Raw genomic sequence first — 24,426 nt, 5'->3', positions numbered from 1 at the left:
TCGCCTCCCTAAGTAGAAGACATATTATCCACCCAATAAACGGAGCATTTCCTCTTCATCAATAACGTAAATTCCCAGCTCATTAGCCTTAGCTAATTTGGAACCCGCAGCTTCACCTGCAATAACCAGATCTGTTTTCTTAGACACGCTTCCTGTCACTTTTGCACCTAAGGCTGTCAGCTTATCTTTAGCTTCGTCTCGGGATAAACGACTCAATGAGCCCGTCAATACTATTGTCTTGCCAGCCAATGGACTGTCGACTTCATCAAAGTTCAAGCTTTCAGTCGATTCCCAGTGAATACCAATATTGTTAACCAGATCATCAATCACCACCTGATTGTGTGGCTCATTAAAGAAATTCACAACATGGCGGGCAACAACATTTCCCACATCCTGCACCGCAATCAGTGCCTCAATGTCCGCTGCACGTAATTTTTCTAACGTGCCAAAATGTGCAACCAGGTTGGCAGCTGTCGCTTCGCCAACTTCACGAATACCCAAAGAGTAAATAAAGCGTGCAAAAGTGGTTTTCTTCGCTTTCTCCAAAGCATTAATGATATTTTGCGCAGACTTAGGCCCCATACGATCAAGACCCGTTAATTTTCCGGCTGTCAGTCGGAAAAGCTCAGCTGGCGTTTTGACATACTCTTTATCCACAAGCTGCTCAATAATTTTTTCGCCCATGCCATCAACATCCATAGCACGACGGGAAACAAAATGTTTCAGTGCCTCTTTCCGCTGCGCTCCACAGAACAAGCCTCCTGTACAACGAGCGACTGCTTCACCTTCGACACGCTCTATATCTGAGCCACAAACCGGACAATGTGCGGGAAAAATCACTTCCTGAGTTTCTGCTGGCCTGTTTTCATAAACAACGCCCACGACTTGCGGAATAACATCTCCAGCACGACGAATAATCACCGTATCACCAATACGCAGCCCCAGACGTTCAATTTCATCTGCATTATGCAGCGTGGCATTACTCACCGTAACACCTGCCACCAATACAGGCTCCAGACGAGCAACCGGAGTAATGGCGCCAGTACGTCCTACCTGAAACTCGACATCACGGATGATAGTTATCTGCTCTTGAGCCGGAAACTTGAAAGCTGTCGCCCAACGTGGCGCTCGGGCAACAAAGCCCAACCTTTCTTGTAATTCGAGGGAATCGACCTTGACGACAATTCCATCAATATCAAAGCCCAGTGTCGGCCGCTTCTGCTCAATGTCATGGTAAAAATCCATCACCCGTTGAGTTCCCTGGCATAATTTCACATTGTCATTGACAGGCAGTCCCCACCGCTTGAATTGCATCAGGCGTTCATAGTGGCTTGCTGGTAACTCTCCGCCTTCCAACACACCAACCCCATAGCAATAGAAAGTAAGTGGACGCTTGGCAGTAATGCGAGGGTCAAGTTGACGCAATGATCCAGCCGCTGCATTGCGGGGATTAGCGAAGACTTTATTTCCTGTGCGACGCGCTTCTTCGTTGAATTTTTCAAATCCGGCTTGTTTCATAAAGACTTCACCACGGATTTCGACGCGAGCGGGAATATTATCCCCTTTCAAACGCAAGGGAATGGCACGAATAGTACGAACGTTGGCGGTAATATTCTCCCCCGTTGTCCCATCACCACGAGTCGCTGCCTGCACCAATTCCCCATTTTCATACAGCAAACTGACCGCCAAACCATCAAGTTTTAACTCACAACAAAACACCAAATCCTGGCTGTCTTTCAGACGATCACGAACGCGTTTGTCAAATGCCAGGTAGCTCTCTTCATCAAATACGTTATCCAGAGATAGCATAGGGATCTCATGGCGTACCTGCTCAAATGCCGTTAACGGTGCAGCTCCCACTCGCTGGGTAGGAGAATCCGCAGTAACCAGTTCTGGATGCTGCTCTTCCAGTGCTTTTAATTCTCTCATCAAACGATCATATTCTGCATCAGGGATCTCTGGCGCATCCATAACATGATACAAATATTCGTGATGACGTAATGTAACTCTTAATTCTTTGATTTTTTGTATAATATTTTCCATGACTTCTCACCAGAGATGAAAAACCCCCGACTAGCGGGGGCTTGATACTAATAAAAAGAGAGGTTATTCACTGACATTGAGCGTATCACGGATACGCGCCTTATAGAGTTCGATCATCTGTGGTGTCAGCAACTTGCGCTCACCATCCAGAACTACGCCTCCCACATCGGCAGCGATGCGCTGTGCTGCCTGTAACATCAGTTTAAAATTCTGATTGGAATCACCATATGAAGGCACAAGCATAAATATGGAAACGCCAGGAGTAGTGAAATCTGTCATTTGGTCTGGGTCAAATGAGCCAGGTTTTACCATGTTAGCTAAACTGAATAACACAGCACCGCTACCCGATGGATTTAGATGGCGATGAAAAATATTCATCTCACCAAACCGGAAGCCTGCCTGTAAAACGCTTTGGAACAAGACTTCACCATCCAGTTCCTGCCCATGATGAGCGGCCACATGCAACACCAACACTGTCTCTTTTTTAGTCTGTTCAGATTTAGACTGTGCTTCATTTTTCGCTGCCTTTGGCTGCCCTTCCACAATGTCAGAGTTTGACTCTGCTACCCTGGCTTCTTTCGATTCAGCGGATTCAATCGGGTCGAACAAACCAAGTTGTGGTTCTTCCTGTTGATCATCGACACCTTTTACCTTGACTGTAGAAGCATCAGATTGATGCCTTGCAAGTAAAGGATCAGTACCATCATCAGGCACTATGGCCGACGATTCAGACGCATGACGTTCGATAACCGGCTCTGCGCGGTGTTCAGTATGCGGTTTCGCCGATTCCTGAACATTCGATTTTGACGTATTATCAAACAGTTCATCGCCATCATCATCCTTTGGCTCTTCCTGACGCCCCTGTTTATGACGTTTAACTGGGCGATCACGAAAGAGTGATGAACGCTCTTTACGGCTGGTCCACAACCCATGTAATAGCAAAGCTATTATGGCTATCGCACCAACAACGATTAATATCAGACGCAAATCCTGCATCATTGCTATCTCTGTTGTTTAAATTAATTGCCATCACGGCGGAATATTCTTTAGATAAGAGTATTTGTCAAATAAGACAAGTGCAAGTCTCTACATACTTTTCTTACCATAATGAGAGAATTTCTCTGTTTTTTTGGATGTTTTTTACTCATAAAACGACTGGTCAGTAGAAAGTCCTGCCTATATCATACCGTCTCAATCATCTAAGGGAGAATAAGAAAATATGACGAATTCGACAAAGTTGCCAAAACATGCGAGTGGATTTCACTATATTGCCCAAGGTTGGCAACTAATAACCCGTCCTGGCATTAAGAGATTCGTTCTATTACCTTTATTGGCTAACATCTTATTGCTAGGTGGTTCATTTTGGTGGCTATATCATAAACTGGGTGACTGGATACAATGGACTCTCGATAAAATACCAGACTGGATGCAATGGTTAAGCTATTTAATTTGGCCACTTGCAGTTATCTCTATCTTACTGGTTTTTACTTATTTTTTCAGTACACTAGCTAATTTTATCGCTTCACCATTCAATGGCTTGCTGGCAGAAAAACTGGAAGCTGACTTAACAGGCATTCCGGCACCAGATACTGGCGTTATCGACTTACTCAAAGACACGCCCCGTATTCTGAAACGCGAAGTAGTGAAAATTCTTTATTATATTCCGCGTGCACTTATCCTATTGTTACTTTACTTCATTCCAGGAATAGGCCAAACCATCGCTCCTCTCCTTTGGTTTATTTTCAGTGCCTGGATGCTGACAATCCAATATTGTGATTACCCGTTTGATACTCATAAAGTCAGTTTTACCACTATGCGCAATACATTACGCCAAAATAAAATAGATAACCTGCAATTCGGCGCAGCAGTAAGCATTCTGACCATGCTCCCAATTGTGAATCTGTTTATCATGCCCGTTGCGGTTTGTGGAGCCACTGCGATGTGGGTTGATCGCTACCGTGCTCAATATGCCCTGAATCACACTTTATCAAACTAATTTAATCTTCTGTTTACTACCTTTTGCCTACGACAAGCCCCCTGACAGGTCATAAGCATGTCTGGGGGCTTTGTTTAAAAATTCATGCCAATCTTAAATAATCAGAAGAATATAAAATGACCATCAATTATTCTTTTATATAATAAGAATAGACTGAAACCTTATTTCCATAAATAGGATGTTAGCGTATGGTTAATCAGTATTTACGGTATGTTAGGGGCAAACGAACAATGAGCAAAATTTATGAAGATAATTCGTTGACTATTGGTCACACTCCGCTAGTACGTTTAAAAAATTTCGCAAATGGTCGCATTCTCGCGAAAGTAGAATCCCGTAACCCCAGCTTTAGTGTCAAATGCCGCATTGGTGCCAATATGATTTGGGATGCTGAAAAACGTGGCATTCTGACCAAAGATAAAGAACTTATCGAGCCAACCAGTGGTAATACAGGGATTGCACTTGCCTATGTGGCAGCTGCCCGTGGTTATAAGCTGACATTGACCATGCCTGAAACAATGAGTCTTGAACGACGTAAGTTGCTAAAAGCACTCGGCGCAAATTTGGTGCTGACCGAAGGTGCAAAAGGCATGAAAGGTGCGATTGAGAAAGCTAATGAAATTCATGACAGCAATCCCGACCGTTATATACTCCTGCAACAATTCAGCAATCCTGCCAACCCGGAAATTCATCAAAAAACTACTGGCCCTGAAATTTGGGAAGATACTGACGGTAATGTAGACGTTTTTGTTGCTGGCGTAGGAACTGGCGGCACAATCACGGGTGTTGCCCGTTACTTAAAAAATACTCGGGGCAAACAAGTTACCATCGTTGCGGTAGAACCAGAAAGTTCACCTGTTATCAGCCAAAAATTGGCGGGTGAAGAACTTAAACCAGGCCCACATAAAATTCAGGGAATTGGCGCTGGATTCATTCCTGATAACTTAGATTTAACATTAGTTGACCGTGTATTTAAAATCAGCAATGAAGAAGCGATGCAAATTGCACGTGAAATCACTGAAAAAGAAGGTATTCTTGCCGGTATTTCTTCAGGTGCTGCTGTTGCGGCGGCCATCAAAATAGCGCAAGAAGATGCATACAAGGATAAAAATATCGTGGTGATTTTGCCTTCGTCGGCTGAACGTTATCTCAGTACAGCACTGTTTGCTGACTTACTCGGTGAGTAAAAATCACTCTATAGAATTTTTCACTACATTGACAAAAAGGCACCTCTAGGGTGCTTTTTTGTGCATCAGATCAAAGTTTAAAACTTTCTTAGATGATTTATTCAAGTAGCTTTAGTATTTAACCAGTAATTATTTCGATGCACGAAATTAATCACCAACCAGATGGCAAATAAGGGTGTTCAATTGAAAGCCTTCTTCGGATAGCGAGTATTAACACCAAATCAACAATTGAGTGCATCAAGTATGTTAATTTTTTGATAATGATTATTATAATCCCACTAAATTTCAAGTTAAAATTAGCAACGCAATAACTTGAAAAGCGAAGGGAATACGCTTTACTTCATTATCATTTTAACGGTTGTATAAGCCGCAGGGAATTCAGCTATATCCAATGGAATTCTCTTAGCTTATCAACGAATATTTAAGTTATTGAGGAAATACTATGTTCCAGCAAGAAGTTACTATTACTGCACCAAACGGTCTCCACACTCGCCCTGCGGCACAATTTGTCAAAGAAGCAAAAGGCTTTGCTTCTGACATTACTCTAACTTCTGGGGGCAAGTCTGCCAGCGCAAAAAGCCTGTTCAAATTACAAACGCTGGGATTGACTCAAGGTACAGTCGTAACGATTTCTGCTGAAGGCGAAGATGAGCAACAGGCTGTTGAACATTTAGTTAAATTAATGGGTGAATTGGAATAATCGTCCGTTCAATCAAGCCAATCTATTTCATTCAGCTTATCCCCAGGCCAATAAAATCTGGGGATATTTAGGGCATCTCCTAAGTCTTAATGAAAGGTAATCACCCGCAGTAAGGTCATATAATATGATTTCAGGCATCTTAGTATCACCAGGAATTGCTTTCGGTAAAGCGTTATTACTGAAAGAAGATCCCATCATTATCAATCATAAAAAAATTATTCCTGAACAAGTCGAACAAGAAATTTCCCGCTTTAAGCAAGGCCGTGACAAATCTTCCGCACAATTAGAGATTATTAGAGAAACAGCCGAAAAAAATCTGGGTGCAGAAAAGGCCGAAATCTTCGAAGGCCATATTATGTTGCTGGAAGATGAAGAGCTAGAGCAGGAAATTATTACTCTTATTAAAAAAAATCTGTTAACAGCAGATGCAGCCGTTCATTCCGTTATTGAAGATCAGGCCAATGCGCTGGAAGAACTGGATGATGAATATTTGAAAGAGCGAGCCGCCGATGTCCGTGATATTGGTAAGCGCTTACTGAAAAATATTCTGGATATGCCAATTATCGACTTAGGTTCCATTGAAGAAGAAGTCATCCTGGTTGCCAATGACCTGACCCCATCAGAAACCGCACAACTCAATCTGGACAAGGTATTAGGTTTCATTACTGATCTTGGTGGCCGGACTTCTCACACTTCCATTATGGCTCGCTCTCTGGAATTACCAGCGATTGTTGGTACAACCAATGCGACCAAACAAATCCAAAATGGCAGTTACCTGATTCTGGATGCCGTCAATAATCACATTTATGTGAACCCATCTGATACCGAAATCGAGAAACTGAAAACAGCGAAAAGTGAGTATCTGACAGAAAAAACCGAACTGGCGAAGCTGAAAGACTTACCGGCCATCACATTGGATGGTCATCAAGTTGAAGTTTGCGCCAATATCGGTACGGTACGTGACATCGCTGGCGCTGAACGCAATGGTGCCGAAGGTATTGGTTTATACCGTACTGAATTCCTGTTTATGGATCGTGATTCTCTGCCAACCGAAGACGAACAATTTGAAGCCTATAAAGCAGTTGCAGAGGCTGTTGGTAATCAAGCCGTCATTATTCGTACGATGGACATTGGTGGCGATAAAGACTTACCTTACATGAATCTGCCAAAAGAAGAGAACCCATTCCTTGGCTGGCGCGCGATCCGTATTTGCCTTGACCGTAAAGAGATCTTACATTCTCAATTACGTGCTATCCTGAGAGCTTCTGCATTTGGTAAACTGCGCATTATGTTCCCAATGATTATTTCAGTTGAAGAAATTCGGGAATTGAAAGCTGAGCTTGCGTTACTCAAAGAGCAATTACGCAATGAAAACAAAGCATTTGATGAATCGATTGAAGTTGGCATCATGGTGGAAACGCCTGCTGCTGCAACCATTGCTCATCATCTTGCAAAAGAAGTTGACTTTTTTAGTATTGGGACAAACGATCTAACTCAGTATACTCTTGCGGTAGACCGTGGTAATGAGCTGATTTCTCATCTCTACAACCCAATGTCACCAGCAGTGTTGAGCTTAATCAAGCAGGTTATTGATGCCTCACACGCAGAAGGTAAATGGACAGGCATGTGTGGAGAGCTTGCCGGTGATGAGCGCGCCACGCTGTTGCTCTTGGGCATGGGGTTGGATGAGTTCAGCATGAGTGCAATATCAATTCCACGCATTAAAAAGATCATCCGTAATACTAATTATGATGATGCAAAAGCACTGGCAGAGCAGGCCTTGACTCAGCCAACAGCAAAGGAATTGATGGATTTGGTTGACACTTTTACCAGAGAAAAAACACTCTGCTAAAAATTAGCCAGAATACGGTCCCATTAAACAATTAGGAGAAGATTCATGGGTCTGCTTGATAAATTAAAATCTCTGGTTTCAGACGATAAAAAAAATAGTGGCAGTATTGAAATTATCGCGCCATTGTCAGGTGAGATAGTCAACATCGAAGATGTTCCAGATGTTGTTTTTGCCGAAAAAATCGTTGGTGATGGTATCGCGATTAAACCAACCGGCAACAAAATTGTCGCTCCTGTTGATGGCACCATTGGCAAGATCTTCGAAACTAATCATGCTTTTTCTATCGAATCTGATAGTGGCATTGAGCTATTCGTCCATTTTGGCATTGATACCGTTGAACTGAAAGGTGAGGGTTTTAAACGCATTGCCGAAGAAGGTCAACGGGTACAAAAAGGTGATTTGGTTTTAGAGTTTGATCTGGCATTTCTGGAAGAAAGAGCTAAATCAACCTTAACTCCTGTTGTTATTTCTAACATGGATGAAATTAAAGAGTTAACGAAAGTAAATGGCTCCGTAGTCGTAGGTGAGTCAGTCATCATGCGAATCAAAAAGTAACAGAAGAATCATTGAAGGATATTTGCCTCTTTTTCTGTTAACCGATTCATTTTAATTGATGAACTGTTCGTAAATCGTCACTGCTTTATCAGGCTAGTCAGTAAAGTGTCTGATAAAACAGGACGATTTTTTTACGGATGATAAAAGGTTAATTAAATACCCCTGTAGACAAGTACCTGTCACCACGATCACAAATAATCGCTACAATGACTGCCCCAGGGTTTTCGGCTGCGATGCGTAACGCGCCAGAAACTGCGCCACCAGAGCTTACGCCACAGAAAATACCTTCCTTTTGGGCCAACAAACGCATGGTATTTTCCGCTTCCGTTTGGGTGATATTCAGAATCTGATCCACCAGCTCTTTCTGATAAATGCCGGGCATATAAGCTGGAGTCCAACGACGAATACCAGGAATATGACTATCTTCCGCAGGTTGTAATCCGGTAACTTTCACTCTGTCTGACTGAGATTTCAGATAGCGGCTCACCCCCGTAATTGTGCCTGTCGTTCCCATACTGGAAACAAAGTGCGTGATCCGTCCCTGTGTTTGCTGCCAAATTTCTGGGCCAGTAGTATTAAAATGAGCCAGTGAATTATCCGTATTATTAAATTGGTCCAGAACTTTTCCTTCCCCATTCTTCTCCATTTCTTGCGCCAAATCCCGCGCACCTTCCATTCCCAATTCTTTACTGACTAAAATTAATTCAGCACCGTAAGCCCGCATTGATGCCTGTCTCTCAAGGCTCATATTTTCAGGCATCAATAATTTTAGGCGATATCCTTTTACCGCCGCGATCATCGCCAGTGCAATACCGGTATTACCACTCGTTGCTTCAATCAAAACATCACCCGGAGCGATTTCCCCACGCAATTCCGCTTGCAGGATCATCGAAAGCGCTGCTCTGTCTTTTACGGAACCCGCCGGGTTATTGCCTTCCAACTTTACCCAAATCTCAGCATCAACACATTCTGTAATTCGTTCTAATTTTACCAGTGGTGTATTACCTATAAATTCTTCCAAGCTTGCCACAGCATTACCTAGTTCGTATGAGAATGGATAAACAAATAATCATATTAAGGAAACTGTAGCAAGACATTAAGCAAAAAATCCCTACTTCCTTGCATTGCGGGAAATAGGGATTCAATATAAAGATGAATTAAATCAAGCAGATTCAGCAAATCGCAACACTTTTAATGGCAAATCCCCGGCATACAAGCGAGCACCTGTGCCGCCAATAAAATAGTCATTTCCCCTAACCGGTATGGATGAATCATCCCGCCAAATCACTGACAGGTATTCATCTCCCCATCCTAGCGGTTGAACAGATAGGAGGAAAAAATGACCGCGCGGACTCACTTCCACAACCTGCACTGGCAAAGGACAAGCAAGTGTTTGCTTAGCACTAAGCGTCATATCCCAAGGCCGAAAAAATACATCAACATTTCCTTGATGTAGCGGTGTGATATTCAATGGAAAAATTTTCCCGCCAATCCAGAGTTGGGAACCTTTAATTTCACCATTCAGTTTGTTTATTTCCCCCATGAATTCAAGGACAAATCGGCTTTCCGGTTCATGCCATACTTGCTGAGGAGTACCAACCTGTTCAATGCACCCTTGATTCATAAGTACCACCCTGTCAGCCACTTCCATTGCCTCTTCCTGATCATGGGTAACGAATACGCTGGTAAACTTCAATTCTTCATGTAACTGCCGCAACCAACGACGCAATTCCATACGAACCTGAGCATCTAATGCACCAAAAGGTTCATCCAACAAGAGGATCTGTGGTTCAACCGCCAATGCCCTTGCTAATGCCACACGCTGTTTTTGCCCACCAGAAAGCTGCGATGGATAACGTTCTGCCAAATGGGCAAGTTGCACCATATCCAGCAAAGCCATAACTTTACTACGCAATGCCTCAGCATGGGGACGCTGACGACGAGGAAGAACCGTCAGGCCAAAAGCCACGTTATCAAATACCGTCATATGGCGAAATAAGGCATAGTGCTGGAATACAAACCCAACACGCCGATCTTTTGCATGTAGCCGGCTGACATCTTGGCCGTGGAATTTCAATTGGCCCGCATTCTGCTGCTCAAGCCCTGCGATGATCCGCAACAGTGTCGTCTTGCCAGAACCCGATGGGCCAAGCAGGGCTACCATCTCACCAGATTCAATATCCAGTGAAATTTCATTCAGTATCTGAGATCGACCAAAAGATTTACTGATTTTACTGATTTCAATACTCATATTCCGCTCCTAACCTACCCTTGCTGGCGGCTTAAACGCCATTGCAATGCACTTTTGACAATCAGAGTAATAATCGCCATCACCGCCAATAAGGCCGCAGCCGTAAATGCGCCAACCGTGTTGTAATCTTGATACAACAGCTCAACCTGCAAAGGTAGCGTATAGGTTTCACCACGAATGGCCCCCGATACTACAGACACAGCACCAAATTCCCCAATCGCCCGCGCATTGGTCAAAACAACGCCATATAACAATGCCCAACGAATATTTGGCAATGTCACACGCCAGAACATCTTCCAGCCGGAGGCACCCAATAATAGGGCGGCTTCATCTTCCTGATTACCTTGACTCAACATCACCGGCACCAATTCACGGACCACAAACGGACATGTCACAAACACTGTCACCAATACCATACCCGGCCATGAGAACATCAATTGGATGTCATAACTCCCCAACCAGCCATTCGCACCATAAAACAACAGATAAAGTAATCCTGCTACAACCGGCGAAATCGCAAACGGAATATCAATTAATGTCAGCAATAATTGTCTGCCTGGGAATTGGAAACGTGTCACTAACCATGCCGTCATCACACCAAAAACTACATTAAGGGGAACGGTAATAAGCGCAATCATCACGGTTAGCCAGATAGCGTGCAGCATATCGGAATCGAAAAGGTTCTGGGCAACCATGTCGATTCCTTTAGAAAAGGCAGTCAAGAAAATCCATGCTATCGGTATGACCAACAACAGAAGCGAAAAAAATACACCAGTGCCGATCAGTAACCATTTCCCCCAATTTATAGCGGGACGTTGTGCCACTGTGTATGTGGAAAATTCAGTCATTAATGTCCCCCTATCCGTTTACCAAAGCGGCTTTGCAATATATTGACGCTAAACAGCAGTAATAACGACGCTGCGAGGATAACGGAAGCGATCGCACTAGCAGCCGGATAGTCAAATTCTTGCAGGCGGACAAAGATCATCAGTGAGGCAACTTCGGTTTGCCAGGCAATATTGCCGGCAATGAAAATCACGGCACCAAATTCTCCCAGACTACGAGTAAAAGAGAGCACAGTTCCGGCAATCAATGCAGGTGAAACCTCTGGTAATATCACCCGCCGAAAAGTTTGCCAACGGCTTGCTCCCAATGTCTGTGCCGCTTCCTCATATTCAGGGCCTAGTTCTTCAAGCACAGGCTGAACAGTGCGCACCACAAACGGCAGGCTAGTGAATGCCATTGCGACCGCAATCCCCAGCCAGGTATTGGCGACTTTGATATCAAAATGACCAAGCCAGGCCCCATACCACCCAGTTGCAGAAAAGAGTGTCGCTAGCGTTAAACCAGCAACCGCCGTCGGTAAAGCAAATGGCAAATCCATCAAACCATCTAATAAACTACGTCCAGGAAATTGATAGCGCGTTAATATCCAAGCCATCAACATGCCAAAAAACATATTGAACAAACTGGCAACCGCTGCGGCCAACAATGTCACCTTATAAGCGGCAACAACCTGTGGGTTGATGATGACTTGCCAATATTGCACCCATGTCATACTGGAAAGCTGTACTACCAGAGCACTTAAAGGCAATAGCAGGATAAGGCAGACATAAAACAGGCTACAGCCTAAACTCAGCCCAAATCCGGGCAAGACTCGTTTGCTAAATACCCACATTATTTGTGCCCTTCTTTCAATAACTGATCAAGCATACCGCCAGTATTGAAGTGAGTTTTCATTACTTGAGGCCAGCTACCGAATTGTTCTTCGAGGAGAAACAGTTTGGTTACAGGAAAACGGGAGTGCTGTGCTTTCATAACATTTTGATCGATTACACGATAATTGAAGCGGGCTATGATTTGCTGGGCTGCCGGACTATACAGATAATCTAAATACGCTTTAGCAACTGCTTCCGTACCGTTTTTCTGAACACTCTTATCCACCCAGGTTACAGGGAATTCAGCCAAAATATTCACTGGAGGTACAATGACTTGGTAATTATCTTCCCCATACTGTTTACGAATGTTATTGACCTCAGATTCGAAGCTAATCAACACATCCCCTATTCCCCGCTCAATAAAGGAAGTTGTTGCCCCACGACCTCCGGTATCAAACACCGCTACATTCTGTAAAAAATGCTGCATCAGTTGGCGAACCTTAGCGGGATCATGCGGATTTTTTTGCTGAAAAGCGCCCCATGCGGCCAAATAGGTATAGCGTCCATTACCTGACGTTTTTGGGTTTGGGAAAATTAACTTGACGTCATTTCGCACTAAATCTTCCCAAGTTTGGATATGCTTGGGATTACCTTTGCGCACCAAAAATGCCATGGTGGAATAATATGGAGAACTGTTATTCGGCAAACGCTGCTGCCAATTAGCGGGAATGAGATTGCCGCGATCGTGCAAGATCTGAATATCTGTGACTTGGTTATAAGTGACGACATCTGCCCGCAATCCATGCAAAATGGCCAATGCTTGTTTAGATGAACCTGCATGGGACTGCTTTATAGCTAGTTTATCCTGCGGGTTCTGTTCATTCCATTGTTTTTCAAATTCCGAATTCAAGCTCAAGAATAATTCTCGTCCAATATCATAAGAACTATTCAGCAACTCAACAGCCAAGGCGTTAGAGCTATAAACGTTGAGACAGGCACAAAACAACAGGCTAGTCATTCCGCTTAATAATTTATTTTTTATTGCCACTATTTTCATCTAACACCTTACTCATCACACCATTTGACAACACTTTCTCTACTGTATCCAGAATCTTTATAACAGGGTAGTTTACTGACTCCTGTTTTATATACCGAATTTTTATGAGAAATGATGAAAAGCGATAAGATGTAGAAAATATCAGGTTACAGGTGCCAGCCGCTTTTCAAGTAACTGAAACGGTTTGAACTCTGGCACTCTGCCCTCATCATACAAATGGATTAAAAGATTTTTTACTTGATATAAAGCTAGTTGTAGGCGTTTATCAGGATTTCCAAATAATACGCGAAACTTTCCAGCTCTTCAAAACATCATCAGAAGGCATTAACCCTTCAGGGCCTTCCCAAGCTCCGGTAAAAACATAACTGATATGCTGACTTTGTGGAGCAGTGCAAATGACTGTAGGTGGCACAGTGAAATCATGGGAGCGCTGACATTTTCCAAATGCCTGCTTATAGAGATCGGAGAAAGGTGTGCCTATTTTCGTTCCCCAAACTGTTTTAACCTCATCATCCAGCACGTCAATACGATTAACTTTACCATTGACCAGACCATGAAATTCCAGTTTTACCTGACCTTCTTCCATGCCCTGAATAACACTCACTAACTTGCCATCTTGCATCTCCATACCACTACGCAGACGATATTTTCCCGCCAATCCTTTTTCGATCGCAGATTGGGACATATCCGTCTGTTTATTGATTTTTCCTATACCCTGCTCAGAAACGCTTAAAGAACTACCAAACCAATTAAAAGGTGATAAAGTAGGCCATGACATTCTTAAAGTTCCAGCACAAGCCGTCAATAAGAATGAGCATCCGACTAAACTGCTGGCTACCATAACTCTCTTCTGTTTAGAACAGAAATTAAATGCAAAAAATTTATCCATCGCTGTTTTCTTACCTTTGGCTCTATGGCGTTGTCATTTGATATCTATCAGACCACATTCTAAAAAAAACATTCAATTGTAAATATACAAACCATTCATCAACAGAAACATCAAAATCATGTTTAAAAGATGTTATTTATCAAGTATTGCACATCTATTTATAAGATAAACTGTATGGTCAAATAGTATTTTAAATCTTCATCCGTACCTGACTGCCAATGATTATTTTCATATTTCCCTGTTATGGCTCATTGGCTAGGTGATATAACCCAAGAGAGAAATAATGAATACTCCTTATCAATATCATGTTAATTATCAACAGCCTTCTGACTGGATTGTATTAAAAGGAAAGTCCACATACTCTATACCTGAGCATTATTTTCTATCTAAGGATGAGAATGGGAATATTAAAGTGATACTTTACATTGACAATGAAAAGCCGGTAATGTCAAAAGATCTTCTTGTTATAAAAAACAAATATATGAGAAGATGGGTACACTCTATTCATGCTTCATCAAAAAAGTAATGATTCAAAAAGATAATGGCTAAATAGAGAGGTATATAAATAGTATGATTCCATTCAGCCATTTCATGGCTTGTATATTTATCTAACGATTCATTTAATCAATAATCAATCGCTTGCTAAACATGACATTTTCTTGGCCCAAATAATCATATTCCATTTTTTCACACATGCAGATTGTTGCATCATTTTCTTCTGGAACCACAATCAAAATACTGGGGCAACCTCTGGCCAATAATTTCTTTTCCAAGCGGGAGATCAATGCATTGGCTATTCCCCTGCCTCTGAATTCAGGATGCACTCCCAGATAATAGGCATGACCACGATGTCCATCATAACCGCCCATAACTGTACCAACCACTTCTCCCGCAACTTCAGCAACCAGAAATAAATCAGCGTCATGAGTAAGTTTACGCTCAATATCTATTTCTGGATCATCACCAGAGTTAATCAAATCACAACGTTCCCAAAGTGTGATAACGGCTTCAAAGTCGTCTTGCCGAAATACCCGAATTTCCATAGTTAGTAAGCCTATTTAATAAGCAGTTGAATCAATGTTAATTATCACTGCTTTTATTTTGGAATCAATATGAAAATGCGTTTATTGGTACTAGCAGGTATACTGCATATCTTTATAAACTAACCAAAATGAAAGCAGAAATGAATATACCTAATATATATTAGTTTAATGTTTCGATGTTTGTCTATGATTATTGTTTTTATTTTAAAATCAAATGATTAATTATTTATCTACCTGTATATTGTTCCAGTGCTTATTGACGTTTTACCTCTCTTGCAGCACACTATGTATAAACAATTATATAAATATCTTTAATGATCATGGCTGCCGAATTAAACAAGCTCAGTGATAAAAAACTTAAAACCCTACACGGAAAAGAAAGGAATAAGATTGAATTTTTTGCCGATGGCGCTGGATTGAGTGCAAAAGCATCTAAAGTTGGTGGTATTAGTTGGGTCTTTACCTACCGACTTGATGGTAAAAAGTTAAACCGTCTCACCATTGGGCGCTACCCTGATATGCCCCTCAAGCAAGCCCGTGAAACACGGGATAAATGCCGTAACTGGTTGGCATCCGGTAAAGATCCAAAGCTGCAATTTAATTTAACGATGCAGGAATCATTAAAACCAGTCACCGTAAAAGACGCCATTGAGTATTGGATCGAACACTATGGCAGAGACAATCGAGCCAATATTGATGCCCTCATTCGCCAATTAGAAAAGCATATTTATCTCTATATTGGTGAAATGGCATTATCTGACTGTGAAATAACATATTGGCTACAATGCTTTGATAAAATGAAAAAGGAAGCTCCTGTGGCTGCTGGCGGGATGCTTCAATTATGCAAACAATCTCTAAAATTTTGCCGTGTAAGAAGATATGCAATTAGCCATGTATTGGATGATTTGACTATTTCTGATGTCGGAAAAAAACAAACTAAAGGCCAGCGTTATTTAGAAGATAATGAACTTGGTCAATTATGGGAATCTATAAGATCAGGAAGCTACCTGCCCTATTATAATAAGTTATTGAAAATTTTGATTGTATTTGGTTGCCGGACGAGAGAGATCAGATTATCTAAATGTTCAGAATGGAATTTGAATTCTATGTTATGGACTGTCCCAAAAGAAAATAGCAAGACAGGTGAAAGAATTATTCGCCCGATACCTGAGCGTATGAAATCATTCTTAGAAAACCTTGTTTATCAAAATAATAAAAATGATTATCTATTAGGAGAACTTAAAAGCACCGAAACAGTATCTGAGTATGGAACGAAGATATGGAGAAGATTAGGCCATGTAGATAAATGGTCTCTGCATGATTTAAGGCGCACTTTTTCCACAAAATTAAATGATATGAAAGTAGCTCCACATATCGTAGATCAACTTTTAGGTCATATCTTGCCGAGCGTCATGGCGATATACAACAAGAGCCAATACCTACCAGAGAAACGAGTTGCTTTAAACCAGTGGTGCGAGCGACTGGATCTATTAGCGGGTAATCATGATAACGTGGTTATATTAAAAACAGCTCAATAATGGGAACTAATGAGTTTGATGATGAACATGATCATTGTGATATATACGTAACAAATGTGGCTTTCTTTCGTAATAATTTCTATTAAGTAAAATACCCTCACAAAAACAATTAAACAGTGAGGGTAACATAATCATGCAATACAGCACTCCTACACCAGAAGAACGTCGCTCCATCCTTTCCGAATATGGTGAACCTTATGATCGTCTTATCCGTGAAAAAGAACGCCAGCACATCACCTCTATTTCCAGAACGTCAGCATGGAAACTGGAAAATGAAGGCCGTTTCCCTGCCCGTAAGCCATTAGGTCGCAATTCCTGTGCTTGGTTGCTCAGTGATTTGCTGCATTGGGTACGTAATCCGCCCACAGTAGAAAACGTAAATAACCCGTATAGCCGTAAACGTACCAATTAAAGAATAACATCATGGAAAAATTAACAACCTTAATTGGTTGCGATCTAACTCACTCTAAAATCAGCTTAATTTTTGGGAATCAGTGGATTAATGGTAAGTACTAGCTATAGAGGTTCTTTAAGATTAAGCAGCCATCAATTTGAGAGACAACCCTCTTTTAGAGGGTTAATTGATTATTCTTGCTCAGATGATGCTTTGGATTTGCGCTGGCGGCGTTTAATTTCACCTGTCATAGCCGAAATTATAAATTGTGCGGTACTTTCACCCTCTTCTTTAAGTTTTTCCATTGAGTCAACAAGTTCATGCGGTACACGTGCTTCTAATTTTTTTGACTTTGCATTTATTGCTTTCGTTGCCATATCTGTATCCATTAGTAGTTGGTGGCTGACAGTATACACAAAAAATTTTCATGAAAAAGGATTGACGTGGCTGACACTTAAAAATAACATAGTGGCTGACACCTTGAATCATTCAAGGAACAAAAACAGCGACGCCCCGAAGTGCGGTAACACTATCGAGGCGTCTAACCACAACATTATCGGAGCTAATGCTATGGCTGACATACAGTCTAACCAAACTCGCCTAAAATTTACATTCCTAATTGCATCCGGCACTCAGCGGCTGGCTGGTATGTCCTCACTGATCTTCGTATCACGTCAGGAGATACACCATGAGTAATAAACCTATCTCATTAAAACAGGCGCTATATCGCGCAAGTCTGGGTGTTTCACTCTTCACATTTATTACCAAAAAAGCCAAAGATGAATGCGAAATCAACTTAAATAATCTGATTGCACTGGCGGGCGATATTCATCAGGAGGTTCACCGAGCTTTGTTGAAACATTCTCCACAGCCTCTTGTGAATAAATTATTAAATTGCGTTGTGTATAGGAAATCCGACCCATTAGATCAGGCCGCGTTTCGGGCGGGTTTATGCATCTCTTTATATGAGATCATTCTTGAACAGTCTAGCCAGCACTGTTCCGAAGAATTACATGATTTGCTTTCACTGGCCTGTGATATCAATCAGGAAGTTTACTATTCGCTTTATGCGGCTGTTAATGGCGAGGACAAGTGATCATGAGTCAGGGAAATAATATTCAAAAAAGCCGTCCGTTAGATGTTATTCGTGCAGTGAAGCAATCCGCCGCCAATTATTGGCAAAACCTGTTACCCGCTTGTGGCGTTGATATTCCCGCCAAGGGAAAGCATGGTGCTTGCCCGATATGCGGCGGAACTGACCGTTTTCACTTTATCGATGATAACCATAACGGCGACTGGCATTGTCGCCAGTGCGATGAGCCGAATCACGGTGATGGGTTGGATTTGGTGGCAAGAACCAAAGGGATCACCGTCTTTGCCGCGGCTAAGCTGGTGGCGGATGTGCTGGCAATGCCTTTGCCGGAACCCAAGATCGCCAAAGAACAATCTAGAGCAGCAAAACCTATTGCTGAACGCATCATGGCACTGGTTGCCACCGCTGTTAAGGGCGAATCTCAATATCTGCTGAAAAAGGGGCTGCAATGCCCCAATCAGCGGTTATTAAAAGATGGTTCGTTGCTGCTGGTGACTCAAACGCTGGATGGCACAATCACGGGCGCACAAACCATCAAGCCGAACGGTGAAAAACGCCTTGTTGCAGGTACGCAGAAGAAAGGCAGTTTTATCCCCATATCCAAAATTACCGGAACGCCGGACATTTTCATTATCACCGAAGGTTACGCCACCGCTTTAACGGTCAGGCAGTTACATAAAGGCGTTGTGCTGGCGGCCATTGATGAAAGTAATTTACTCACGGTTGCCGAACAGTTCAGAACACAGTGGCCCAACGCAAAAATCATCCTTGCTGCTGATAACGATTGGCACGAACCGGAAGAGCGGGACAAAAATGGTAGGTTAAAAAAGAATGTCGGCAAGATAGCGGCAGAAAAAGCCTCTATAGCGATTAACGGCTGGGTAACGTTACCGCCTACGGAATTAAAATCTGATTGGGACGATTATCGCCAGCGCTACGGCATTAAGATGGCAAAGCAGGCATTCAGCAACGGGTTATATCAGGTTGGGGAGCAAAAACTCATGGAAGCAGAAGCGGTGATTATCCACGAAACAAAGCCCAAAAAGGCCAATAACAATCTGGCACAAATGGCAGCCAGTCAGCGCGGGGCGCTATTGGTTGAGCGATACAGTAAAGTGGCAGTTAATCCTGATAGTGAAATGGTTTACCACTATAACGGTACAACATGGGAAACCGTGTCGGATAATGAGCTGCGCCGCGCAATGGTGGCAATCTTTGACCAGCACGAAACTCCTTACAGCCCGAACGGGATCAATAACGCTATCTATGCCATGAAATTACAAGTGCCTGTTATCGGCGAGCAGCGGCAGGATTTAATCGGGTTTCGTAATGGAGTGTATGAATTATCGACACAACAATTTACTCCTCATCAGTCGGAACACTGGTTAATGAACCATAACGGCATTGCATTCACCCCGCCTGCTGTCGGTGAAAATTTGCCGGATCATGCCCCAGATTTTTACCGCTGGTTATCTCATGCGGCAGGAAGCAATGAAAACAAAATGAATCGCATCAAAGCGGCCTTGTTTATGATTCTGGCAAACCGCTATGACTGGCAGCTATTTATTGAAGTGACGGGCGAAGGTGGCAGCGGTAAAAGCATCTTTACCTATATTGCAACCTTATTAGCAGGGGAGCACAATACCGCCAGTGGCAACATGCGAGCGCTGGACGAAGCCAGAGGCCGCTATCAATTCGTTGGGAAAAGCCTGATTACGCTGCCCGATCAGGTTAAATATGTCGGTGAGGGCGCAGGCATTAAGGCGGTGACAGGCGGCGACCTGATTGAAGTAGACGGAAAATATGAGAAACAGTTCTCAACTGTGATTAAAGCCGTGGTACTAGCCACCAATAATGAACCGATGAGCTTCACCGAACGCAACGGCAGCATAGCACGGCGGCGGGTGATATTCCCGTTTAACATTCCGGTCAAAGAGTCAGAGAAAGATCCACACTTGCCGGAGAAAATCCGTCGGGAACTGCCCGTTATTATTCGCCATTTATTAAACGAATTTGCCGACCAGAACAAAGCTAAAAAGCTACTACAGGCACAACGCGATTCTAACGAGGCGTTAACGGTGAAAAGCAATTCAGATCCGTTATATCGTTTTTGTGATTATCTAATACCTGTAGCCGATACTGTCGGGATGAAAATGGGTAATAAGAATATCAGCCCACGCGCACCGAGGCTGTATTTGTATCACGCTTACCTCTCTTTTATGGAAGCACACGGCTTTGAACGCCCGCTTACACTGACCAAGTTCGGCGAATCACTGCCTAAAATTATGATGGAATACAAAAAGGAGTATCGGAAAGTGCGAACCAAGAAAGGTTACTCTTATAACGTTGAGTTATCAGAGGAGGCCGAAGAGTGGCTGCCGTCTGTGCCTGAGTGTGGAGGATTTAAATCCCCTCAATAAACTTTTTATGTTTTAGTCTGCATCCCCTACATCATTTTAAATATCTATCTGTATTTAAAGGAAAATAATAGAGGTATAGTTATTTCTTAGCTATACATCAAATATACATTCTCTTCATTAGGATAAAAAAGGGGTGAATAGGGGTTACAGTTAATGAATATTATATTAATTGCCAAAAACCCAGATGTAGCAAGGCTTTCAGGGGAATGTGCAGAGGGTGCATAACTGAGAGGAGAAAAAAGATTTATAGGGGGTATCTCTGGCAGGCAAATAAAAGCCGGATGAGTCTGGGATAATAAATTTAGTGCATAATTTTTTTATTATGGTATGACTGAAATTAAAATTAAGTAATTGTCTGATTTTGCTTAAGAATAGAGATTCATCACAAATTTAAAGGAGGATCTTTTCCATGCTGGAATGGGTAAGCATTGTTGTTATATCCTGCTTAATTGATGCTAAATCGGAAATCTTGACACAAGTCAATCAATTATTAATTTGATATTGAGTGCTACGGAGAATTGAGGAATGACACATAAGAAATATAATCCCACTTGGGATGGCTATATGGGGGATGTTTTAAGGGGGAATGTGGGAATTAATCAGCTAAAGCCTCAACATGAATTTTTTGATGCTATTGGTCTAGAAAAAGTATTGAGGGATAATACCCAGTATCACTTTGTTCTCACATTATCAGAAGCTCAAAGCATTATTGAGGATATCAGTCCCCGCCGTCCACAAAGTCCAAATCATGGAGAAGCATTTGCAAGAGGTATGAACGAAACACACCTAAGTTATGAAGAAGCATTTGCAAGAGGTGTGGACGCAGGAAACAAGAAAAAAGATCCTATGGCGCGTGTATTTTCTGTCACTGATCCCATATCTACCTACGCAGGAAACATCTATGATTCACGTGGATTCCATGATGTTGTTCGAGAATTTAAGAGCTTAAGCATTAAAGCGGTAGAACATGTAGGAAAAAATGGGGAAAGGTATATTCACATATCAGGGCATGCAGGTCTTCGGAATCGTATCATGGGGACACGATATCGTGCCCAAAATCCCCAAATGCTTGGAATGGGAATTGGGCAGCAGGGTCTTAATGCAAGCGTTGTTCAAGGAATTAGATTCTCCATCATTTTTTCTATTGGATATCGAGTAATAGAAAGTATTTTTAAGGATGAATATATGCTAGCCGATTTTCTTGGAAATGTAACCATGGATATGGCTAAAACTGCTATTATTGCTGCTTCCTCCTGGGTTGTAGGATCACTTTTAACTGCCACTGCATTTTTAGGTGGAAGTATTATTGCCGTTGCTCTGATAGTTTTAGCTGTTGGAGTTCTAGCGGCTTATATTTTAGATACTCTTGATAAGCAATATGGGATAAGTGAAAAATTAATAGCACTTTTGAAAGAAGAAATGAAAAGAAAACCAAGAACACCGGAAGCGGATTTACAGCATTTTTTTAATGAATTAGGAAGGTTTAGGTGAATAGTAAATACCTCCAAGCATTAGGTGTGCTAATATTATTATTGTTAGTAATATTTACGGTTATTTTCGTTATTGGCGATGCTGTTTCATTAATATTAATGAAAGATGAAATAACATTTTCTGCCACTGTTGTTATTGGTGTCATGACTTCACCTCTATTATTTTACGCGTTATTATGCTCTATTTTTTTCTTTATTTTTAATAGGCAACCTAAATTTAATAAAGTGATTGTTAACTTTATGGTTTGGTTGGCAATTTTATCATTCATCATCAGCTTACCTGTCTCTTTTTATGTTAGCTATAAGTTAAAAAATGATGGTTATCTGACATGTGATAAAATATCGTGGATGTCACCAACAACCTACGTAAAAAATTTATTACTTTGTAAATGAAATGTTTTGTAAATATTTTATCTTCATGTTTCCCCTTGTTTAGCCTCTAAATCACAGAGGCTTTTTTATTATTTTTCACGGTGTTAAATAGTGTTTTAAAGAAAATAACTATTCCAAAAACACCATGAAAAAACTACTCGAATTACGCCAACAGAAAGCCGATTTAACCCAGCAAATGCGTTCGCTGCTCACCAAAGCCGAAGACGAAAAACGCTCACTCAATCCCGATGAAGCCAAACAGTTCGACGAGCTGCGCAGTCAGTCCGATGCCCTGAATGCAGAAATTGCCCGTTATGAGGCGTTATCGGATGAAGAACGCAATCAGGCCAAGAACCAGCCTACCAATGAAAAACTCAGCAATGACGAACTCCGCCACTATATTGTGACCGGAGAAACCCGCACCTTGTCTACAGGCGTCCCCTCCGAAGGTGGCTATACCGTTATCCCCGAACTGAATAAGCAGATCATGCAGCAATTGGCTGATGAGTCAGTGATGCGCCAAATCTGTACGCTCAAAACCACTCGCAGCAACGAATATAAACAGCTTGTTTCGGTCGGTGGTGCGGCGGTGGCACACGGCGAAGAAGGTAAGTCACGCGGCGAGACAACCACTCCGAAAATGGAAGAAGTCAGTATTAAGTTGTTCCCTGTCTACGCCTATCCCAAGACCACGCAAGAGATTATCGACTTTAGCGATGTGGATATCTTAGGCTGGCTGACCGCCGAGATTGCCGATACCTTCATTGATACCGAAGAAACGGATCTTGTCAGCGGTGACGGCAGCAAAAAAGCCAAAGGCTTTCTGTCTTATCCCCGTGACACCCAAGCTGACAAGGTACGTGCATTTGGTACGCTGCAAAAGCTGGAAGTTGCCAAACTGGAAGCCGATAGCCTAATTGACCTGAAATTTCTGCTCAGGAATAAGTACCGTAAGAATGCGGTGTGGGTAATGAACTCCACGACCGCCGCCCAAGTGCAGAAGCTGAAAAACGGTAATGGGGATTACATCTGGCGCGAACGTTTACAAGCGGGTGATCCCGATATGTTGCTAGGCTTACCTGTCCATTATCTCAAATTTATGCCCGATGGCGTGATCGGTCTGGGTGACTTCAAACGCGGTTATTTCATTGTTGACCATGAAACAGGTATTCGTACCCGTCCCGACAATATCACCGAGCCGGGATTCTATAAGGTACACACCGACAAGTACTTAGGTGGCGGTCTGGTGGACTCCAACGCCATCAAGGTGCTGGAAGTGAAAGCAGCCAGTAAATAAGCGAGAGGGGCGAAAAGCCCCTTGACTGCCTTGGAGTCCATAAGATGAATAATGATTTTGAAATCCGCACTGCCTCCCTGTCTGCCAGTGATAAAAAACTGACCGGTTATGTGATTAAGTGGAACAGCCGATCCCAAATCCTGTGGGATGAGTTTGTCGAACAGTTCGCCCCGAATGCATTTAGTGCCAGCTTAACAGCAAGTGCAGATGTCAGGGCATTGTATGAGCATGATCACATGAACCTGTTAGGCCGTACTACATCTGGCACGTTGAAGTTGACCGAAGATGCCACCGGATTACGCTTCGAACTAACCCCGCCTGATACGCAATTGGGGCGTGATGTGCTGACTCTGGTTGAACGGGGTGATATTTCCGGTATGTCCTTTGGATTCAGGGCGCTAAAAGATCAGTGGGATATTGGTCAGGAGCCTTATATCAGGACGGTATTAGAAGCGGAACTGAGGGAAATCACCATCACCAGTTTGCCCGCCTATCCTGAAAGCGGTGTTGAGATTGCCAAGCGCTCTTTGAATGCTCTCAAATCCCATGATGTGGATTTGTGTCATTACTGGCTGCAACTGTCTGAGGTGTAGT

24 protein-coding genes are annotated in these 24,426 nt (G+C 42.5%); 14 read left to right on the top strand and 10 right to left on the bottom strand.

Features of this window, described 5'->3' with window-relative positions:
• Window positions 1–24: 24 nt before the first annotated feature.
• Both ligA and zipA read right to left on the bottom strand, forming a co-directional pair.
• Window positions 25–2,043, bottom strand: coding sequence for an NAD-dependent DNA ligase LigA (ligA, locus tag BDE27_RS16965; protein ID WP_099132067.1), 2,019 nt, complete (start codon window positions 2,041–2,043; stop codon window positions 25–27).
• 63 nt (window positions 2,044–2,106) lie between these two features.
• Complete coding sequence (gene zipA, locus BDE27_RS16960; protein ID WP_099132068.1) at window positions 2,107–3,042, bottom strand: cell division protein ZipA; 936 nt, start codon at window positions 3,040–3,042, stop codon at window positions 2,107–2,109.
• Window positions 3,043–3,262: 220 nt separating this feature from the next.
• Between zipA and cysZ the strand changes: the two genes are divergently transcribed.
• The 5 genes from cysZ (at window position 3,263) to crr (ending at window position 8,330) form a co-directional block, all read left to right on the top strand.
• Window positions 3,263–4,039 (top strand): sulfate transporter CysZ, encoded by a 777-nt coding sequence (gene cysZ / locus BDE27_RS16955; protein WP_099132069.1) that lies wholly within the window; start codon window positions 3,263–3,265, stop codon window positions 4,037–4,039.
• A 230-nt stretch (window positions 4,040–4,269) separates the two neighbouring features.
• Window positions 4,270–5,223 (top strand): cysteine synthase A, encoded by a 954-nt coding sequence (gene cysK, locus BDE27_RS16950; protein WP_099132070.1) that lies wholly within the window; start codon window positions 4,270–4,272, stop codon window positions 5,221–5,223.
• A 442-nt stretch (window positions 5,224–5,665) separates the two neighbouring features.
• A complete protein-coding gene (ptsH, locus tag BDE27_RS16945) occupies window positions 5,666–5,923 on the top strand; it encodes a phosphocarrier protein Hpr (protein ID WP_047767271.1) in 258 nt (85 codons plus the stop codon).
• 124 nt (window positions 5,924–6,047) lie between these two features.
• Window positions 6,048–7,775: a phosphoenolpyruvate-protein phosphotransferase PtsI gene (gene ptsI, locus BDE27_RS16940; RefSeq protein ID WP_099132071.1), complete on the top strand. Its 1,728-nt coding sequence runs from the start codon at window positions 6,048–6,050 to the stop codon at window positions 7,773–7,775.
• Between the two features lie 45 nt (window positions 7,776–7,820).
• Complete coding sequence (gene crr, locus BDE27_RS16935) at window positions 7,821–8,330, top strand: PTS glucose transporter subunit IIA (RefSeq protein ID WP_047767273.1); 510 nt, start codon at window positions 7,821–7,823, stop codon at window positions 8,328–8,330.
• A 148-nt stretch (window positions 8,331–8,478) separates the two neighbouring features.
• Here the strand turns inward: crr and cysM are convergent, their stop codons facing one another.
• From cysM to BDE27_RS16905, 6 genes are all read right to left on the bottom strand, one after another.
• Window positions 8,479–9,360: a cysteine synthase CysM gene (cysM, locus tag BDE27_RS16930; RefSeq protein WP_099132072.1), complete on the bottom strand. Its 882-nt coding sequence runs from the start codon at window positions 9,358–9,360 to the stop codon at window positions 8,479–8,481.
• Between the two features lie 132 nt (window positions 9,361–9,492).
• Window positions 9,493–10,581 carry a sulfate/thiosulfate ABC transporter ATP-binding protein CysA gene (gene cysA / locus BDE27_RS16925; protein WP_099132073.1) on the bottom strand — a complete coding sequence of 363 codons (1,089 nt, stop codon included), beginning with the start codon at window positions 10,579–10,581 and terminating at the stop codon, window positions 9,493–9,495.
• A 14-nt stretch (window positions 10,582–10,595) separates the two neighbouring features.
• Window positions 10,596–11,429 carry a sulfate/thiosulfate ABC transporter permease CysW gene (gene cysW, locus BDE27_RS16920; RefSeq protein ID WP_099132074.1) on the bottom strand — a complete coding sequence of 278 codons (834 nt, stop codon included), beginning with the start codon at window positions 11,427–11,429 and terminating at the stop codon, window positions 10,596–10,598.
• Window positions 11,429–12,259, bottom strand: coding sequence for a sulfate/thiosulfate ABC transporter permease CysT (gene cysT, locus BDE27_RS16915; RefSeq protein WP_099132075.1), 831 nt, complete (start codon window positions 12,257–12,259; stop codon window positions 11,429–11,431). The genes cysW and cysT overlap by 1 nt, the downstream gene beginning before the upstream one ends.
• On the bottom strand, window positions 12,259–13,257 hold the full coding sequence (gene cysP / locus BDE27_RS16910; protein ID WP_244208833.1) for a thiosulfate ABC transporter substrate-binding protein CysP: 999 nt from the start codon (window positions 13,255–13,257) through the stop codon (window positions 12,259–12,261). The genes cysT and cysP overlap by 1 nt, the downstream gene beginning before the upstream one ends.
• Window positions 13,258–13,561: 304 nt before the next feature.
• Complete coding sequence (locus BDE27_RS16905) at window positions 13,562–14,137, bottom strand: RpoE-regulated lipoprotein (RefSeq protein ID WP_244589804.1); 576 nt, start codon at window positions 14,135–14,137, stop codon at window positions 13,562–13,564.
• 331 nt (window positions 14,138–14,468) lie between these two features.
• Between BDE27_RS16905 and BDE27_RS16900 the strand changes: the two genes are divergently transcribed.
• On the top strand, window positions 14,469–14,711 hold the full coding sequence (locus tag BDE27_RS16900) for a hypothetical protein (RefSeq protein ID WP_099132078.1): 243 nt from the start codon (window positions 14,469–14,471) through the stop codon (window positions 14,709–14,711).
• A 94-nt stretch (window positions 14,712–14,805) separates the two neighbouring features.
• Here the strand turns inward: BDE27_RS16900 and BDE27_RS16895 are convergent, their stop codons facing one another.
• Entirely contained in the window at window positions 14,806–15,228 is a 423-nt protein-coding gene (locus tag BDE27_RS16895) for a GNAT family acetyltransferase (protein WP_074019750.1), read from the bottom strand.
• A gap of 320 nt (window positions 15,229–15,548) precedes the next feature.
• Here BDE27_RS16895 and BDE27_RS16890 point away from each other — a divergent pair, with 320 nt between their 5' ends.
• Both BDE27_RS16890 and BDE27_RS16885 read left to right on the top strand, forming a co-directional pair.
• Complete coding sequence (locus tag BDE27_RS16890) at window positions 15,549–16,766, top strand: tyrosine-type recombinase/integrase (protein ID WP_099132152.1); 1,218 nt, start codon at window positions 15,549–15,551, stop codon at window positions 16,764–16,766.
• A gap of 133 nt (window positions 16,767–16,899) precedes the next feature.
• Complete coding sequence (locus BDE27_RS16885) at window positions 16,900–17,178, top strand: helix-turn-helix transcriptional regulator (RefSeq protein ID WP_208638606.1); 279 nt, start codon at window positions 16,900–16,902, stop codon at window positions 17,176–17,178.
• Between the two features lie 173 nt (window positions 17,179–17,351).
• On the opposite strand, the gene BDE27_RS19530 is transcribed toward BDE27_RS16885, so the two are convergent.
• Window positions 17,352–17,537, bottom strand: a complete 186-nt coding sequence (locus BDE27_RS19530; RefSeq protein ID WP_038205529.1) for a YlcI/YnfO family protein — start codon at window positions 17,535–17,537, stop codon at window positions 17,352–17,354.
• Between the two features lie 311 nt (window positions 17,538–17,848).
• Between BDE27_RS19530 and BDE27_RS16875 the strand changes: the two genes are divergently transcribed.
• The 6 genes from BDE27_RS16875 to BDE27_RS16850 all read left to right on the top strand — a co-directional run bounded on the left by BDE27_RS16875 (window position 17,849) and on the right by BDE27_RS16850 (window position 24,425).
• Window positions 17,849–18,256, top strand: coding sequence for a hypothetical protein (locus BDE27_RS16875; RefSeq protein WP_099132081.1), 408 nt, complete (start codon window positions 17,849–17,851; stop codon window positions 18,254–18,256).
• Between the two features lie 2 nt (window positions 18,257–18,258).
• Window positions 18,259–20,673 carry a primase-like DNA-binding domain-containing protein gene (locus tag BDE27_RS16870; protein ID WP_099132082.1) on the top strand — a complete coding sequence of 805 codons (2,415 nt, stop codon included), beginning with the start codon at window positions 18,259–18,261 and terminating at the stop codon, window positions 20,671–20,673.
• A gap of 525 nt (window positions 20,674–21,198) precedes the next feature.
• A complete protein-coding gene (locus BDE27_RS16865) occupies window positions 21,199–22,164 on the top strand; it encodes a hypothetical protein (protein ID WP_099132083.1) in 966 nt (321 codons plus the stop codon).
• The gene (locus tag BDE27_RS16860; RefSeq protein ID WP_099132084.1) at window positions 22,161–22,556 is read left to right on the top strand and encodes a DUF1240 domain-containing protein; all 396 of its coding nucleotides are present in this window, start codon (window positions 22,161–22,163) and stop codon (window positions 22,554–22,556) included. Before BDE27_RS16865 ends, BDE27_RS16860 begins: the two co-directional genes overlap by 4 nt.
• 124 nt (window positions 22,557–22,680) lie before the next feature.
• Complete coding sequence (locus tag BDE27_RS16855) at window positions 22,681–23,832, top strand: phage major capsid protein (RefSeq protein WP_099132085.1); 1,152 nt, start codon at window positions 22,681–22,683, stop codon at window positions 23,830–23,832.
• A gap of 44 nt (window positions 23,833–23,876) precedes the next feature.
• Complete coding sequence (locus BDE27_RS16850) at window positions 23,877–24,425, top strand: HK97 family phage prohead protease (RefSeq protein WP_099132086.1); 549 nt, start codon at window positions 23,877–23,879, stop codon at window positions 24,423–24,425.
• Window position 24,426: the final 1 nt, after the last annotated feature.

Origin of the sequence: Xenorhabdus ehlersii, assembly GCF_003610465.1 — a bacterium.
Taxonomy (GTDB): Bacteria; Pseudomonadota; Gammaproteobacteria; order Enterobacterales; family Enterobacteriaceae; genus Xenorhabdus; species Xenorhabdus ehlersii.
This window is presented reverse-complemented; position numbering and strand designations above follow the sequence as displayed.

What these genes read in the sequence shown, in the direction of transcription:
- ligA (WP_099132067.1), bottom strand. Translation starts at nt 2,043, where the DNA reads ATGGAAAATATTATACAAAAAATCAAAGAATTAAGAGTTACATTACGT.
- zipA (WP_099132068.1), bottom strand. Translation starts at nt 3,042, where the DNA reads ATGATGCAGGATTTGCGTCTGATATTAATCGTTGTTGGTGCGATAGCC.
- ptsI (WP_099132071.1), top strand. Translation starts at nt 6,048, where the DNA reads ATGATTTCAGGCATCTTAGTATCACCAGGAATTGCTTTCGGTAAAGCG.
- BDE27_RS19530 (WP_038205529.1), bottom strand. Translation starts at nt 17,537, where the DNA reads ATGGCAACGAAAGCAATAAATGCAAAGTCAAAAAAATTAGAAGCACGT.
- cysZ (WP_099132069.1), top strand. Translation starts at nt 3,263, where the DNA reads ATGACGAATTCGACAAAGTTGCCAAAACATGCGAGTGGATTTCACTAT.
- BDE27_RS16865 (WP_099132083.1), top strand. Translation starts at nt 21,199, where the DNA reads ATGACACATAAGAAATATAATCCCACTTGGGATGGCTATATGGGGGAT.
- cysT (WP_099132075.1), bottom strand. Translation starts at nt 12,259, where the DNA reads ATGTGGGTATTTAGCAAACGAGTCTTGCCCGGATTTGGGCTGAGTTTA.
- cysW (WP_099132074.1), bottom strand. Translation starts at nt 11,429, where the DNA reads ATGACTGAATTTTCCACATACACAGTGGCACAACGTCCCGCTATAAAT.
- BDE27_RS16875 (WP_099132081.1), top strand. Translation starts at nt 17,849, where the DNA reads ATGAGTAATAAACCTATCTCATTAAAACAGGCGCTATATCGCGCAAGT.
- BDE27_RS16890 (WP_099132152.1), top strand. Translation starts at nt 15,549, where the DNA reads ATGGCTGCCGAATTAAACAAGCTCAGTGATAAAAAACTTAAAACCCTA.
- cysK (WP_099132070.1), top strand. Translation starts at nt 4,270, where the DNA reads ATGAGCAAAATTTATGAAGATAATTCGTTGACTATTGGTCACACTCCG.
- BDE27_RS16895 (WP_074019750.1), bottom strand. Translation starts at nt 15,228, where the DNA reads ATGGAAATTCGGGTATTTCGGCAAGACGACTTTGAAGCCGTTATCACA.
- cysA (WP_099132073.1), bottom strand. Translation starts at nt 10,581, where the DNA reads ATGAGTATTGAAATCAGTAAAATCAGTAAATCTTTTGGTCGATCTCAG.
- BDE27_RS16855 (WP_099132085.1), top strand. Translation starts at nt 22,681, where the DNA reads ATGAAAAAACTACTCGAATTACGCCAACAGAAAGCCGATTTAACCCAG.
- BDE27_RS16900 (WP_099132078.1), top strand. Translation starts at nt 14,469, where the DNA reads ATGAATACTCCTTATCAATATCATGTTAATTATCAACAGCCTTCTGAC.
- BDE27_RS16905 (WP_244589804.1), bottom strand. Translation starts at nt 14,137, where the DNA reads ATGGTAGCCAGCAGTTTAGTCGGATGCTCATTCTTATTGACGGCTTGT.
- BDE27_RS16885 (WP_208638606.1), top strand. Translation starts at nt 16,900, where the DNA reads ATGCAATACAGCACTCCTACACCAGAAGAACGTCGCTCCATCCTTTCC.
- BDE27_RS16870 (WP_099132082.1), top strand. Translation starts at nt 18,259, where the DNA reads ATGAGTCAGGGAAATAATATTCAAAAAAGCCGTCCGTTAGATGTTATT.
- crr (WP_047767273.1), top strand. Translation starts at nt 7,821, where the DNA reads ATGGGTCTGCTTGATAAATTAAAATCTCTGGTTTCAGACGATAAAAAA.
- cysP (WP_244208833.1), bottom strand. Translation starts at nt 13,257, where the DNA reads ATGACTAGCCTGTTGTTTTGTGCCTGTCTCAACGTTTATAGCTCTAAC.
- BDE27_RS16850 (WP_099132086.1), top strand. Translation starts at nt 23,877, where the DNA reads ATGAATAATGATTTTGAAATCCGCACTGCCTCCCTGTCTGCCAGTGAT.
- ptsH (WP_047767271.1), top strand. Translation starts at nt 5,666, where the DNA reads ATGTTCCAGCAAGAAGTTACTATTACTGCACCAAACGGTCTCCACACT.